The sequence below is a fragment of the Streptomyces sp. ATexAB-D23 genome, assembly GCF_000373645.1.
Taxonomy (GTDB): domain Bacteria; phylum Actinomycetota; class Actinomycetes; order Streptomycetales; family Streptomycetaceae; genus Streptomyces; species Streptomyces castrisilvae.
In genome coordinates this window covers 433,081-448,738 of record NZ_KB892002.1, presented here as the reverse complement: position 1 = coordinate 448,738, position 15,658 = coordinate 433,081, and the positions used below count along the sequence as shown (strand labels likewise).

The 15,658-nt window shown below is 69.9% G+C and carries 6 protein-coding genes; 3 read left to right on the top strand and 3 right to left on the bottom strand.

Annotation, left to right across the window (positions count from 1 at the left end; all coding sequences use genetic code 11):
• Positions 1–28: 28 nt before the first annotated feature.
• Complete coding sequence (gene glmM / locus B082_RS0104370; RefSeq protein ID WP_018550599.1) at positions 29–1,387, top strand: phosphoglucosamine mutase; 1,359 nt, start codon at positions 29–31, stop codon at positions 1,385–1,387.
• Between the two features lie 39 nt (positions 1,388–1,426).
• On the opposite strand, the gene B082_RS0104365 is transcribed toward glmM, so the two are convergent.
• From B082_RS0104365 to B082_RS0104355, 3 genes are all read right to left on the bottom strand, one after another.
• Complete coding sequence (locus B082_RS0104365) at positions 1,427–2,395, bottom strand: DUF389 domain-containing protein (protein WP_018550598.1); 969 nt, start codon at positions 2,393–2,395, stop codon at positions 1,427–1,429.
• A 27-nt stretch (positions 2,396–2,422) separates the two neighbouring features.
• Positions 2,423–3,418 (bottom strand): type I pantothenate kinase, encoded by a 996-nt coding sequence (gene coaA / locus B082_RS0104360; RefSeq protein WP_018550597.1) that lies wholly within the window; start codon positions 3,416–3,418, stop codon positions 2,423–2,425.
• A 167-nt stretch (positions 3,419–3,585) separates the two neighbouring features.
• Positions 3,586–6,756, bottom strand: coding sequence for an FG-GAP-like repeat-containing protein (locus tag B082_RS0104355; protein WP_018550596.1), 3,171 nt, complete (start codon positions 6,754–6,756; stop codon positions 3,586–3,588).
• 519 nt (positions 6,757–7,275) lie between these two features.
• Between B082_RS0104355 and B082_RS0104350 the strand changes: the two genes are divergently transcribed.
• Both B082_RS0104350 and B082_RS0104345 read left to right on the top strand, forming a co-directional pair.
• Entirely contained in the window at positions 7,276–15,042 is a 7,767-nt protein-coding gene (locus B082_RS0104350) for a polymorphic toxin-type HINT domain-containing protein (protein ID WP_018550595.1), read from the top strand.
• Entirely contained in the window at positions 15,030–15,641 is a 612-nt protein-coding gene (locus B082_RS0104345) for a hypothetical protein (RefSeq protein ID WP_158688855.1), read from the top strand. The genes B082_RS0104350 and B082_RS0104345 overlap by 13 nt, the downstream gene beginning before the upstream one ends.
• The last annotated feature ends 17 nt before the right edge of the window (positions 15,642–15,658 follow it).

The following is a 15,658-nucleotide window of genomic DNA, read 5'->3' as shown; positions in this document are numbered from 1 at the left end:
CGTTTCGGAGCACTTTCGGAGGACACCAGTGGGACGACTCTTCGGCACGGACGGCGTGCGCGGTGTCGCCAATGCGGACCTGACGGCCGAGCTCGCGCTCGGGCTCTCGGTGGCCGCGGCACACGTACTGGCCGAGGCGGGCACCTTCGAGGGCCATCGGCCCACGGCCGTGGTGGGCCGTGACCCACGCGCCTCCGGAGAGTTCCTGGAGGCCGCCGTCGTGGCCGGCCTCGCCAGCGCGGGCGTCGACGTCCTGCGCGTCGGCGTGCTGCCGACCCCGGCCGTGGCCTACCTCACCGGCGCCCTGGGCGCCGACATCGGGGTCATGCTCTCGGCCAGCCACAACGCCATGCCGGACAACGGTGTCAAGTTCTTCGCGCGCGGCGGCCACAAGCTGGCCGACGAGCTGGAGGACCGCATCGAGACGGTCTACGAGCAGCACCGCACCGGTGCGCCGTGGTCCCGCCCGACCGGCTCCGGCGTCGGCCGGGTCACCGACTACGCCGAGGGCTTCGACCGCTACGTCGCCCACCTCATCGGCGTCCTCCCCAACCGGCTCGACGGCCTGAAGGTCGTCCTGGACGAGGCCCACGGCGCAGCCGCCCGCGTCTCGCCCGAGGCATTCGCCCGCGCCGGGGCCGAGGTCATCACGATCGGCGCCGAGCCGGACGGGCTGAACATCAACGACGGCTGCGGCTCCACGCACCTGGAGCTGCTGCGCACCGCCGTCGTCGAGCACGGCGCCCACCTCGGCATCGCGCACGACGGCGACGCCGACCGCTGCCTGGCCGTCGACGCGGCGGGCGAGGAGGTCGACGGCGACCAGATCCTGGCCGTGCTGGCCCTTGCCCTGCGCGAGGCCGGACAGCTGCGCGGGGACACCGTCGTCGGCACCGTCATGTCGAACCTCGGCTTCAAGATCGCCATGGAGCGCGAGGGCATCCAGCTCGTCCAGACCGCCGTCGGCGACCGCTACGTCCTGGAGTCGATGAAGGCTGAGGGCTACGCGCTGGGCGGCGAGCAGTCCGGCCACGTCATCGTCCTGGACCACGCCACGACCGGCGACGGCACGCTGACCGGGCTGATGCTGGCGGCCCGCGTCGCCGCGACCGGCCGGCCGCTGGCGGAGCTGGCCGGTGTGATGGAGCGGCTGCCGCAGGTCCTCGTCAACGTCCCGGACGTCGACAAGTCCCGCGTGCACACCTCGCAGGAGGTCGCCGCGGCCGTCGCCGACGCCGAGCGCGAGCTGGGCGCGACCGGCCGCGTGCTGCTGCGCCCCTCGGGCACGGAGCCGCTCGTACGGGTCATGGTCGAGGCCGCGGACATCGAGCAGGCGCGCACGGTGGCCGGGCAGCTGGCGGACGTCGTGAAGTCGGCGCTGGGCTGATTCTCCGGGGGCGGGGCGGGCCTTTCGTACCCCGCCCCCTCAGCCGCTGCCCTCGGCCGCCGCCGGGGGCTCCTGGGCGCGCTGCCGGCGCTGGGCCGCGCGCCACAGCGCCTTCTGGGTGATCAGCGTCAGTGTGCCCGCGAGCACGATCCCGCCGAGGTTCTCCAGGAGCTGGCGCGCGGAGCCGGACATCTGGGCGTAGTCGCTGTAGCTGAAGGCCACCGCCGCGTTGGCGGCGGCCGGCACGGTCGTCACCGAGATGGCGACCCCGATCAGCGCCCCGGACTTCGCCGAGGTGAGCGACAGCGTCCCGGCGATGCCCGCGAGGAACGCGACGACGAACGAGAGCCAGTCCGGCTGCCAGACGAACGCGGTGTTGGGCCGGTCGGCCTCGATCATGCCCCGGTCGAACAGTCCGAAGAGGTCCATCAGCCAGGAGAACCCGGACGTCAGCACCATGGCCGCCGCGAAACCGCCGACGAGCGCCCACAGCGAGCGCCACACGAGGTGCGGGGCGCGCTGCACCAGGGCGGTGGAGATCCCGGCCAGCGGCCCGAACTCCGGGCCGACCGCCATCGCGCCCACGATCAGGACCGCGTTGTCGAGCATCACCCCGCAGGCCGCGAGCATCGTCGCCACGGCGAGGAACGCCAGGTAGGTGATGCTGAACGTGGACTCCTCGTGGGTGGCCTCGGACAGCTCCTCCCACAGCACCGCGTCCGCGCCCTCGCCCGGCGCGGCCCGCTCCGCCTCCTCGGCGCACGCCGAGAGCGTGAGGTCCAGGCCGGCGACGGTGACCGCCCCGTACCGGTCGACCCCGAGCCGCCGCAGCGCCCCGATCAGCTCGTCGCCCGCCTCGCGCGCCACGTCGCACAGCACCACGTCGCCCGCGGGGTCCCGGGCGACCCCGGGCAGCACCACGAGGTGGGCGGTGCCGGCGGTCCGCTCCAGCAGGCCCGTCACCTCGTCCGTACGGTCGGCGGGCACGATCAGGCGCAGATGCAGCACAACGCTCCTCGTGGAGGCTCGAACGGCTCAGAGCTTGCGCAGGGACAGCCGCTGCACCTTGTGATCGGGCCCCTTGCGCAGCACCAGCGTGGCACGCCCACGGGTCGGCGCCACGTTCTCCACGAGGTTCGGCCGGTTGATGGTCCGCCACATGGTGGCGGCGTACTCCATCGCCTCCGCCTCGGAGACCTGCGTGTACTTGCGGAAGTACGAGGAAGGGTCCTGGAACGCCGTCTCGCGCAGCTTGCGGAACCGGCTGAGGTACCAGGTCTCGATGTCCTCCGGCCGGGCGTCCACGTACACGCTGAAGTCGAAGTAGTCGGCGAGCCCCACCCGGGTGCGGCCGTCCTTGCCGGGCAGGGCCGGCTGGAGGACGTTCAGCCCCTCCACGATCAGGATGTCCGGACGCCGTACGGTGAGCCGCTCGCCCGGCACGATGTCGTAGATCAGGTGGGAGTAGACGGGGGCGGTGACCTCGTCCTTGCCCGCCTTGATGTCGGCGACGAAACGGGTCAGGGCGCGCCGGTCGTACGACTCCGGGAACCCCTTGCGCGACATGAGGCCGCGCGCGTGGAGCTCCTTCATCGGGAGCAGGAAGCCGTCGGTGGTCACCAGCTCGACCCTCGGGTGCTCCGGCCACCGGGCCAGCAGCGCCCGCAGGATCCGGGCGGTGGTGGACTTGCCCACGGCGACGCTGCCCGCGACCCCTATGACGAACGGCGTCCCGCGCTGCGCGCCCTGCCCGTTGCCCGCGTCCCCGAGGAAGGTGTTCAGGGCGCCGCGCAGCCCGGACGTGGCCTGCACGTAGAGGTTGAGGAGGCGGGAGAGCGGCAGATAGACGTCCCGCACCTCGTCGAGGTCGATGACGTCCCCGAGCCCCCGCAGCCGCTCCACCTCGTCGGCGGTCAGCGGCAGGGGCGTCTTGTCGCGCAGCGCGCTCCACTCCGCCCGGGTCAGGTCGACGTACGGCGTCGCGGCGTGCTCGGCGCGTCGGTTCGTGCTCCGGGTCGGCGAAGTGATCACGGGAACATTGTTGCGGGAGTTCGACGGGAGTACGAACGGGGGTGGAGGGTGGGCTCGGTCACGTGGGGCCGGCGGCGCCCGACCGCTGTGACGGCCGTACGGGGAACGGGCCGGCGGTCCGGGCGCGTGTCGGCGCCGGACCGCCGGCCCGTTCGGAGCGGGGGGCGTCAGCCGAAGGCCTTGACGTCCCCCCAGCCGCTGGAGATCACGGTCATCGCGGGGGCGTTCGTGTTGGTGGTGGAGGGGTGGTAGACCTTCACCGATCCGTCGGCGGTGAAACGCGCCCAGATGTCGGGGACGCGGTCACCGTTGACGTCCGGGATACCGATCACGGTGTCGATCTTGGCGCTGGTCCACCCCGTGCCGTACGAGGTGTCCTTGCCCTCCCGGGAGGCCGCGGCCGTCTTCAGTGAGTTCAGGTCCACGCTGCCGGTGGCCGTGCCGGGCTTGCCGTGCCGGACGTACATGTTCCCGTTGGAGGTGTTCCGCCAGAGCAGGTCGGGGGTGCCGTCCAGGTCGATGTCGGCGACGTTGACGATGTCGCGGATCTCCCACGCGCTGGCGCTCAGCCGGACCGCCTCCTGGAAGGCGCCGCCGGTGTAGCCGAGCAGCACCCAGAACGCGTCACCGGTGCGCAGGAAGACCTCGGGCCGCTGGTCACCGGTGATGTCGCCGACGGCCTTGAGCTGGACCCAGCTCGCCGGGTCGGGGGCGCCCGGGGGCAGGCGGACCTCCAGGCGCTTGCCGACGTCGAAGCTGCCGTAACCGTCGCCCGGGTAGAGCCAGAACCCGCCGTCGGGGGTGCGGGCGAACAGGTCGGTGACGCCGTCACCCGGGTAGGCGTCGGCGTAATGGGTGATCAACGCGGCCTTGCCGGTGGCGGGGTCGTACCAGTGGCCGGTGGGGTTCAGCTTCCCGTTGGAGGCGTAGCCGGCGGCGAGGGAGGTGTAGAGCTCGCCGTCGGGCAGGCCGGCGTAGGAACGGAGGTTGCCGCTCGCGTTGATGGTCAGCAGGTCGGCGCGTCCGTCACCGCCGAGGTCGCCCGGAGCGTCCGCGGTGTCCCGGGGCGGCACGTAGAAGGCGTAGTCGGTGTACTCCTTCGACTTGTTGCCGACCGCGTCGAAGGAGTACACGCGCATGCTGTTCGGTCCGGCGCTGGGCGGGGCCAGGGTGAGGGAGAGCAGCCCGACGGTGTTGCCGGACTCGTCCGTGCCGGTGGTGGCCGCCTTCTCGGTGTAGCCGGCGCCGGTGAGCGTGTAGGAGAACTTGGTGGCGCCGGGGGCGCTGAAGGTGAAGACGCCGGTCGCGCCGAACTTCTTCTCTGACCAGGTCAGGCCGTCCGCGGTGGCCTCCGGGAAGTCCACGCTGGTCACGTCGGGCGCGGGCGGCGCGGAGCCGTCGACGGTGAACTGGCAGGGCTGGTCACCGGGCGGGAAGTAGGTGGAGACGGCACCCGCGGTGTCCTCCGAGCGGACGTCCCACTTGTAGGTGGTCTTGTCGGCGAGGCTGCTGGACGGGATCGTCAGCGTCGCCTTGCCGCCGCTGTTGGGGGTGACCAGGGTGCCCGAGGGGGCGCTGGCGCCCGACTTCCACCAGCGGAAACGCAGCTTGGAAAGGTTCTTGTCCGGGTCGGTCGCGGTCGCGGAGAGCACGATGTTCGTCTTGGCGACGGGACGGCTGGACGGGGCGGCCAGACAGGCGCCGCCCGGGGTGGTGGTGCCGCCGGTCGGCTCGTTGGGCTTGCGGTTGTAGTCCACCTCCAGGGCGGCCGACGTGGCACGGAACTTGCGCCAGGTGTAGGTGCTGGTCTCGGTGTTGGCCCGCATGCCCAGGGTGAGGGTCGACGCGCCGGCGTCGGCCGCGTACTGGGCGCCGGCCTTCACGTTCCACAGCACGTACTCGTCGGAACAGGAACTGTTGTAGCCGTGGGCGAACGACTGCGACTGGAGCAGCGACGACCAGCCCGGCTGCTTGTTCCACGTGGTGCCGGAGGAGATGGCCCCGGTCCGGTAGAGGTGGAACTGCCGGGTCTCGCACGACCACGAGTGGTTGTTGAGCACCTTGAACTGCGCCTTGGTGACGGTGGCGCCCTTCAGGCTGCTGGAGAAGCCCATCGTCCAGAACGAGCGTGCCAGGCCCTTGGTGTCGCTCTCGTAGCCGACGCGGGCGTCGGAGGTTCCGGAGCTGAAGTTGGTGCCGTTGTAGAAGCTGGAGTTCGGGTAGGGCTTGTAGGCCACGGTCCACGACTTCCAGGCGGGCTTGATCGACGGGTCGACGAACAGCGGGTAGCGGACGTCGTCGCTCTGCAGCAGACCGGCGCCGGCCACGTCCAGGGTGAGGCGTACCCCGTTGCCGTCCTCGTCCACGCCGGTCCGCAACGGGCTGCTCTGCGCGCCGGGTTCGATGCCGCTGAGACCGGAGAGCGCCAGCACGTCCTCGGCGGTAGCGGTGCCGGTGCGCACCTCGGTGCCGGGTGCCAGCTCGGGGTCCTGGCCCGAGGAGTCCCAGGCGAACGGGGTGGGCACGGAACCGATCATCCTGCCCCCCTGCGAGTCCAGCACGCGGACCGTGTCGGTCGTGGGGTTGTGCTCGAACCGTGCCGTCTCGGACCGCAGGCCGAACGTGAGGGTCTTCAGCTCCTCGTTCTGCGCGGCCTCGGGCGTCTTGATGATCATCAGCTGGGCGAAGCCGCCCTCCTCGCGGGCGACGAGCAGCATGTCGACGCCCGGAAAGACCTCCTGGTACAGCGCCCGCGGGCCGTCGAGCACCGGTTCCGGCAGCGGCGCGGGCCAGGTGTAGGCCACGGTGTGACCTTCCAGCTCGACCTCGGCCAGGACGCTGTCCCCGGCCGCGGGCGTGGTCCGGCGGAAGCCGCGGTCGGCGCGGTCCGCCGGAGGGCCGCCGGCCGAGAAACGGACCGGTGTCACGGCGTTCACCGGGGTGATGCCGTCCTTGGTGCGGCGCAGACGGGTGTCGATCCGCGCCCACTCACCGTCGGCGTTCCGCGCCCGCTGCGGGGTGGCGTGGATCTGCTGACGCATCTTTCCGTCGGGCAGCGCCCAGGTGAGCGTGGTGGCGGTGGTGGCCGCCTCGACGAGGACCTTCTTGCCGGTGCGGTGGGCCGCGTCGATGGCCTCCGCCTCGGTCCGCGGGTGGTCACCGGCCGGGGACGCCTGCGCGCTGCCGCCTCGGGCCTGTGATGTGGCGTCCTGGTCGCCGGGCCAGCCGGTGAGCCACGGCAGCAGGGACGCGGTGAGCGCGGCCACGAGCAGGCCGAGGGTGACGGACAGCCGTGTGCGGCTGCGCACGAACGGTCTGAGCGGGCGTGGCACGGTCACGGGGCTTCTCCGAGGGGACCGGAAGGATGGGCGGGTCGATAGGCCAGGCCCCGCTCTGTGACCGCGGGATACAGGCGCCCGCACGATCGCATGTGTTCGAGTCAACTACCCAAAAGTCAAAACTTATTGATTTGTGATCAAAGCTCAGCGTGATGGAGGCAGGAGCGGAACCCCCTTGTTATCAATGGCCTTTCGGGGTGAAACGCCCCTGGATAACGCGATATGGGCGGAAGAACCACTTCGGTCCATTGGGTGGGTTCAAGATCAATTTCGCCCGTGACGCAGATCACTTTCGACCCGCGGCGGTCACGCTGCGTTTCTTGATCATTCTCTGTATTTCCTGTGAAGATTCCCGGCGCGCGCGCCCACATCGGGGGCGCTGCTTGGCGTTTCCAATGTTCGCCGTCCTTTGCGCAAGGTGGGAGTCGACGCATGCGTGCAGCAGGTCCGGGGTCCTGGCTGGGGCCTCGCCGGCCGGCCTTGTCCGGAAGAAGCCGGCAACGACGCCGGCATCTCCGTATGACAGTGATCGTCTCGTTGGCGTCGGCGCTCACCTGGGGCAGCCTGACGCTTGAGGCGGCGGCCATCGCGCCGAAGCCCCGCGAGGAGATGGCGGTCCAGCTCCCCGACCTGCCGGAGAGCGCGCGGACGGAGCAGGACGACAGTGCCGAGAAGCATCTGACGACCGCGCCCGAGGAGGCCACCACCCCCTACACCCCGCAGGCCGTGGAGGAGTGGTCACCGGGTGTGGGCACCGCCGACCTGACGGACGTGGCGCCGGGGCGGACGGTCCCGGTCGAGAACGTACCGACGGTCTCGCTCGGCGTACCCGAGGAAGGCGATCCGGCCGCGCTGGCCGGTGAGTGGACCGTCGACCTGAAGGCGCCGGCGGACTCGCAGGCCGCCGAGGTCGACGGCCTGCTGATGGAGATCACCCCGCCGGCCACCGCCGACCCGGAGGCCGAGGTCACCGTCGGGGTCGACTACACGTCGTTCGCCGATCTGTACGGCCCGCAGGCCGCCGACCGGTTCGGCGTCGTCCTGCTGCCCAACTGTGTGATCGACGCGCCGACCGAGGGCGAGTGCGCCCCCGAGGCGCCGACCGACGAGCCGGCGGACGGCGACGGCGTGACGGCGTCGGTGCAGCCGCTGGCCAGCGAGATCGAGGTGGTCCACCCGAAGACCACCGCCAAGCTGCGCGCCGCAGCCGAGAACGAGGGCGAGACCCTGCGGACCCGCCGGGTCGTCTCCGCCACCGTCCCGGTGTCCGAACTCCTGTGGTCCGGTGCCGGATCGAAGGCGTCCGGCGCCATGCGGGCGGCCGCGTCGGACGGGACCGGCTCCCGCGCCGTCGGCGTACTGGACACCGGAGCCTCGGCGGCGGGCGACTTCACCGCCACCCCGCTCCAGTCGTCCGGCTCCTGGGCGGCCGGTTCGTCCTCCGGCGCCTTCACCTACGGCTACCAGGTGCAGGTCCCCGAGGCGGCCGCCGGCCTGACCCCCCAGGTGGCACTGTCCTACTCCTCCCAGTCGGTGGACGGCCGGACGTCGGCCACCAACAACCAGGCCTCCTGGATCGGTGACGGCTGGGACTACAACGCCGGCTCCATCACCCGCACCTACGCCTCCTGCCGCGAGGACGCCAAGAAGGCGGGCGCCAACAACGCCACCCACAAGACGGGCGACCTGTGCTGGGGCTCGGACAACGCGACCCTGACGCTCGGCGGAGCGACGACCGAACTGGTCTGGGACGCGGACCAGAAGGAGTGGTTCACCGCCAACGGTGACGGCTCCCGGATCCAGATCGTCAAGGACACATCCAAGGACAACAAGGACGCCGACGGCGAGTACTGGATCGTCACCACCCGCGACGGCACCAAGTACCACTTCGGCCTGAACCACCTGCCGGGCTGGTCCAAGGGCGACCCGGTCACCAACTCGGTCCTGACCGTCCCGGTCTTCGGCAACCACGCGGGCGAGCCCTGCTACAAGGCCGGCGACTGGAAGGGCTCCGACTGCGCGCAGGCATGGCGCTGGAACCTCGACTACGTCGAGGACGTCCACGGCAACGCCATGTCCCTGTGGTGGAAGAAGGACCCCAACTACTACGCGCGGAACTTCAACTGGAAGGCCCCGGTCAAGTACGACCGCGACGGCTACCTCGCGCACATCGACTACGGCCAGCGCAAGAACACCGTCTTCTCCGCGCAGGCCCCCGGCCGCGTCACCTTCAACGTCGAGGAGCGGTGCTACGCCGAAGGCTCCCTCAAGTGCGACGAGGCCAACTTCACCTCCAAGGACCCCGGCAAGTACCGCATCTGGTACGACACCCCGGCCGACCTGCGGTGCGCGTCCGGCAAGATGTGCTGGAACGCCTCACCGTCGTTCTGGTCCACCAAGCGCCTGGACTCGATCCAGACGTCCGCGCAGCGGCGCACCGACACCACGGCCCGTCAGGTGGTGGACCGCTACGAACTCCAGCAGTCCTTCCCCTCCCTGCGCACCGGCCCGAACACCGCCCTGTGGCTGGAGACCGTCACCCGCACCGGCTACGCCCGCAAGGGTTCCACCGACGCGAGCGTGAAGCTCAACCCGGTCCGGTTCGAGGCGAACGTGGACGACATGCCCAACCGCGTGATGCGGGGCGACAACGACCCCCGTCCGGGCTTCTCCCGCCTGCGCATCGGCCGGGTGATCAACGAGTACGGCGGCGAGACCGTCGTCACCTACAAGCAGCCGGAAGGACAGTGCGCCACCGGCCAGGGCCTGCCCGGCAAGGCCGACAAGGCCGAGCTGAAGAGCAACACGCGTCTGTGCTACCCGTCCTTCTGGCACCCGGACCCGGAGAAGGAGGACATCGACTGGTTCCACAAGTACGTGGTCCAGGAGATCGAGGAACTCCCCAACGTCAACGGCGCCTACTCGACCAGCACCAAGTACGGCTACGGCACCGCCGGCTGGAGGATGGCCGAGCAGGAGTTCACGAAGAAGTCCACGCGGACGTACTCGCAGTTCGCCGGATTCGACCGGACCACCGTGATCACGGGCGCCGACGACAAGGCGATCGGCAGCAAGAAGACCAAGGCCGTCACCCGGTTCTTCCGCGGCATGGGCGACAGCGTGCCGGTCAAGGACATCACCGGCACGCACATCGCGTACGACCGTGAGCCGTTCGCCGGACGCATAGCCGAGGAGCTCACCTACGCCGAGGCCACCGACGCGGACACCGACTGGCTGACCCGTTCCGTCACGGTTCCGGAGGCCACCGAACTGGCCTCCCGCACCCGGGGCGACGGCCTCGACCCGCTGAAGGCATGGCGGGTCACCGAACCCCGCCAGCTGGCCTACAGCAAGGACGGCGAGGGAACCGTCCACACGTCGGAGACGAAGACCACCCACGAGTCGAAGTACGGCCTGCCGGTCCGGATCGAGACCCTCCAGGACAAGGCAGACCCCGGTCTCGTCGGTGACGTCTCCTGCACCGAGCTGGAGTACGTCCACCACACGGACAAGAACCTCATCGGTCTGACCAAGCAGACCCTGAGCACCGCCACCCCGTGCGCCACGGCGGACTTCACCGACCTGAAGAAGCTCGCCTCCGGCTCCCGTATCGCCTACGACGAGGGCGCGTACGGTGCCGCGCTGACCGGCTCCACCCGGGGTCTGGTCACCCAGACCTGGTCGCTGAAGGCCGACGGCTCGGGCTTCCAGTCCGACGGCACCGTCGGGTTCGACTCCCTGGGCCGGGTGGTGAAGGCCACCGACCCGGACGGCAAGTCGTCCACCACGGCCTACGCCATGACGAACGGCCAGACGTTCGGCATCACCGAGACCAACTCGCTGGGCCACACCTCCACCCAGGAGGTCGAGCCCGGCCGCGGCACCACCACGACGAGCACCGACGCCAACGGACACGTCTCCCGGTCCGTGTTCGACCCGCTGGGCCGGCTCGTCCAGGCCTGGGCCCCCGGCCGCACCCCGTCGACGTCCGCCGTGCCGGACTTCGCCGTCGAGTACCACATATCGAAGAACGACCCGGGCGAACCGGACCGCCTTCCGCCGTACGTGGTCACCAAGGGCCGCGGGCACAAGGACCGTGTCGAGACCTCCGTCACGATCTACGACGGTCTGGGCCGTGAGCGTCAGGCGCAGCAGGAGGCGACCGGCGGCGGCCGGCTGATCACCGACACGCTGTACAACAGCTCGGGCGAGGTCTGGCAGACCAACAACGCCTACCTGGCCACCGGCAAGCCGAGCGGCCAGCTCTTCACCCCGCTCGCCGACACCGCCGTGCCGAACGCGACCCGCTACACCTACGACGGCCTGGGCCGCGTGGTGAAGGAACTGCCGATCCTCAGCGGCAGCGAGATGCCGGCCCGTTCGACCCGCTACGAGTACGGCGCGGACTGGTCCACGGTCATCAACCCCTCCGGTGCGGCCTCCTACCGCGTCCGGTCCGACTCGATGGGCCGCACCACCCAGGTCGACACCTTCACCGACGCCGAACGCACCGAGTACACCTCGGTGAAGTACGAGTTCGACGCCCTCGGGCAGCTCGTGAAGGCGTACAGCGCACAGGACTCCGCGCGCACCTGGACCTGGAAGTACGACGGGCGCGGCCGGATGGTCTCCGCCACCGACCCGGACGCCGGAACCACCACCACGACGTACGACCACCGCGACCGGCCCCTCACCACGACCGACGCGCGCGGGATCACCGTCTGGACGAAGTACGACGAGCTGTCCCGGCCCACCGAGCAGCGCCTCGACGGTTCCACCGGCGACCTGCTCTCCCGGAGCACGTACGACACCGTGCCGGGCGGCAAGGGCCTGCCGGCCGGCACGGTCCGGGTCACCGACGGCCAGGAGTACACGATGTCGGTGGGCGGCTACACCGCCGACTACCAGCCGCTCTCCACCACGCTGTCGCTGCCGGACTCCCTCGCCACCACCTGGGGCCTGCGGAAGTCCTACACCTCCACGTACAACTACAGCGACACCGGCCTCCTGCTGGACGGCACCATCCCCGCGGCGGGCGCGTTCGACAGCGAGAAGCTGGTCGTCCGCTACAACGAGGAGGGGCTGCCGCTCTCGGTCTCCGGCAAGGACTGGTACGGCTCCGAGGCCATGTACTCCCCGTACGGTGAGCTGCTGCGCTCCACGCTGGGTGCTCAGCCCCACCGGGTGTGGGCGCTCTCCAGCTTCGACGACGCCTCCGGGGCCCTCACCGACCAGCAGGTGTACCGGGAGCAGAACGGCGACACCTCACTGGTCGGCGGCAAGCTCGCCTCCCACCGGTCGTACTGGTACGACAACGCGGGCAACGTCACCGGCATCCGGGAGCGTTCGACCGGCATCCAGGAACGCCAGTGCTTCACCTACGACCCGATCGGCCAGCTGACCGAGGCGTGGACCTCCGCCGACCTCGGCCACTGCGCCGACGGCCCGGTCAAGGAGGGCGGGGCGCTCAACGTGACGGCCGGCCCGGACGACTCCGGCTACTGGCAGCAATACGAGTACGACCTCCTCGGCAACCGCAAGAAGCTCACCGAGAAGGACCTCACCGGCGCCACCGCCAAGGACGCGGTGACGACCTACGCCTACGGCAAGGCGGACGGCTCCCAGCCGCACACCCTGACCAAGGTGACCAAGAAGTACACCACCCCGGCCGGCGCCCAGGTCACCGCGGAGGCCGAGCGGCTCTACGAGCTCACGGGTGACACCAAGCAGGTCACCTCGCTGGAGAACGGCGACACCCAGGACATCAGCTGGACCTGGGACGGCCAGGTGGAGCGCCTCACCGGCCAGGGCAGCGGCGGCAGGACCTCCTACGTCGGCCTCGCCGACAAGTGCCTGGACCTGAGCGGCGGCAAGAGGGTCCAGAACACGCCGGTCAACCTGTACGCCTGCAACGGGACGGCCAGCCAGAAGTGGTCCTTCCAGGTGGAGCCGGGCCAGCCGGACCCGGACCTGGGCACGATGACCTTCTACGACGACACGTGGTGCGTCACGCCCGGCTCGTCCGCCGAGGGGGCCGGTCTGCAGCTCCACAGGTGCGACGGCTCCGCCGGCCAGAAGATCAAGCGCAACGCCTCGGGCCAGCTGGTGCACGTCGGCACCGGCCTGTGCGTCGCGGTCAAGGACGGCGCCACCGCCGACAGCACCTCCACCGTCCTCGCCGCCTGCTCGGCCTCCTCGGCCGCGCAGAAGTGGGAGGCGCAGAACGAGACCCGTTACCTCTACGGTCCGGACGGCAGCCGTCTGCTGACCGTTCAGGGCAAGCAGGCCACACTGCACCTGGGGGAGACCGAGGTCACCACGCAGGCGGCCGGCAAGCTGGTCTCCACCCAGCGCAGTTACGGCGCGCCCGGCGGCAGCGTGCTGCGCTACCAGTACGGCTACCAGAAGACCAGCACGCTGGTCGCCGAGGTCGGTGACCACCAGGGCAGTACGTACGCCGAGGTCGCCATGACCGACGGGATGCCGGTGCGGGTCCGTAAGCAGGACCCGTTCGGCAACGAGCGCGGCGCCGCCGCCTCCGGTACGGGTCTGCGGACCCATGCGGCGTTCCTGGGCATGACCCCGGACGATTCCTCCGGCTACACCCAGCTGGGTGCCCGCATGTACGACCCGGCTGTCGGGCGCTTCCTGTCGGCGGACCCGGTGCTGGACGTCGCGGACCCGATGCAGGCCAACGGGTACGCCTACGCCCACAACAACCCCGTGACGCTGTCCGACCCGACGGGTCTGGCGGTCTCCCTGACGGCGTCGGAGACGGCGGCGGCGCTGGCCGGCGCGGGTCTGTCGGCGGCGCAGGTCTCCCAGGCCCACTCGACCATGGGCAAGACCATCACCTCGGTGATCCTTTCGGTCGCCTGGGACCAGTTGAAGGGCTTCATCGGCCTCGACGACGCCATGGGCTGCTTCGGCGGCAGCGTGATGTCCTGCATCAGCCTCGTCGTCGGCGCGGTTCCCTGGGGCAAGCTCGGCCGGATCCCCTCCCTCATCAAGGCCGTCAAGCGCACGGCCGGCGCCATCCAGGCGCTCAACAAGGCGAAGAAGAAGGCAGAGAAGGTCATCGCCGCGGCCAAGGCCGCGGAGAGGAAGGCGCTCGCCGCGAAGAAGGCGGCGATCGAGAAGGCCAAGAAAGCGGCGCAGGCCGCGAAGAAGAAGGCGGCGGAGAAGAAACAGACGACCAGCAACAAGGCCGTCAACGAGACCAAGAAAACCGGGAACTCGGTCCAGAAACAGGCCCAGGCCAATTCGGCACCGAAGGTCTCCTCGGCCTCGGCCACCCACCGGAGCTCGGGCGGCGCCAAGGCCGGCGCCGACAAGCCCGGTGGCGCCGCCGGTGGTTCCTCGCGGAACAAGGGCGGCAGCAGCGGCGACAGCGGCTCCGGCAAGGCCGGCGGGAGCTGCCCGGTCGGCAACAGCTTCGTTCCCGGTACCAAGGTCGTGATGGCCGACGGCTCGACGAAGGCCATCGAGGACGTCAAGGTCGGCGACAAGGTCCTGGTCACCGACCCGGAGACCGGGAGGACGACGGTCCGGACCGTCACCGCCGAGATCAAGGGCGAGGGCCTCAAGCACCTGGTCGAGGTCACCGTCGACACCGACGGCGACCGGGGCGACGAGACAGCCTCGGTCACCGCGACCGACGGCCACCCCTTCTGGGTCGAGGAACTCGGCGCCTGGATCGACGCCACCGACCTCAAGGCCGGCGAATGGCTCCGCACCAGCGCCGGCACCCACGTCCAGATCACCGCGGTCGCACGCTGGACCGCAGCGGGCGAAACCGTCCACAACCTCACCGTCCGTGACACCCACACGTACTATGTGCTGGCGGGCGCCACTCCGGTACTCGTTCACAACAGTGGTGGTACCGAGTGTGGTGCGTCCGGCCTTCAGCAGCGGGCTGAGGATCTTCAGAACCAGGTCGGCTGGAGCGGGACGACAGCCGTGGCCCGTGTACGAAGCCTGGCCGATCCGGACCGGATCGAGACCTGGGTGGCCAGCAACAAGACGTATCTGCCGACGAACTGGCGGAAGAACAACTCGCTGAATCCGGGGGAGACCTTCATCCAGCTCAAGGGGCACGCGGAGGACTCCATTATGGAAGCCCTTGATGTCGGTGATGGTTGGGAAATCATCGAAGGCGGCACATCTACCGGTGTCTGCTGGGGGATCTGTCACCCCAGGCTGACATCCAGTGGTGTGACCGTGGGGGGACCTGAATTCGGAAGCAGCAAGAACAACTCCCCCTGGAGAATGTTTTGGAAGAAGTAGATTTCTCACACGAGGCACTGGTGCGGGAACTGGGCGAGGCAAGCCCCGAGTCGCACAGGATCGCGGCAGCGATGTGTGTCTACAGGGTGCTGCCTGTCCTGGAGAGGCGGATCGGGTCCGGCGCCACCTCTGCGGTCCCGGCGGGAACATGGTCTCCCGCCATGGTGGCGGGTGAGATCTTCCCGATTCTCGAGGTGCTGCGTGCAGGACTGGACGTGGGAACGGACGAGGAACTCGCTGAGGAGGACGAGGAGATCGAGGAGATCTTCGCCATGACCTCCGAAATGGTGCTCAGGGCGTTTGCTGAGGACTTCGAGATCTCGCGCTGGTCCGACTGGTGTTCGTCGCTGTGTCTGGACGTGCATCAGGCTTTCGATGCCCTGGTCGAGGAGGCGGATCAGGAGCCGCGTTTCTACCCGGCTGGGCAGTATCCGGATCTGACCGAACTCCAGGCGTGCGAACTTGAGGACCAGGTGCGCATTCTGCGTCTTCTCCGTCACAGGTCGCAGGCGAACGATATGGACGTGGTGGGAATCGTTGAGGCCGGCAAGGCGCGGGTTGCCGCGTCCTTGGAGCAGATTCTTGAGGGCGGGGCGTAGCGACGTCCCACCGGCTC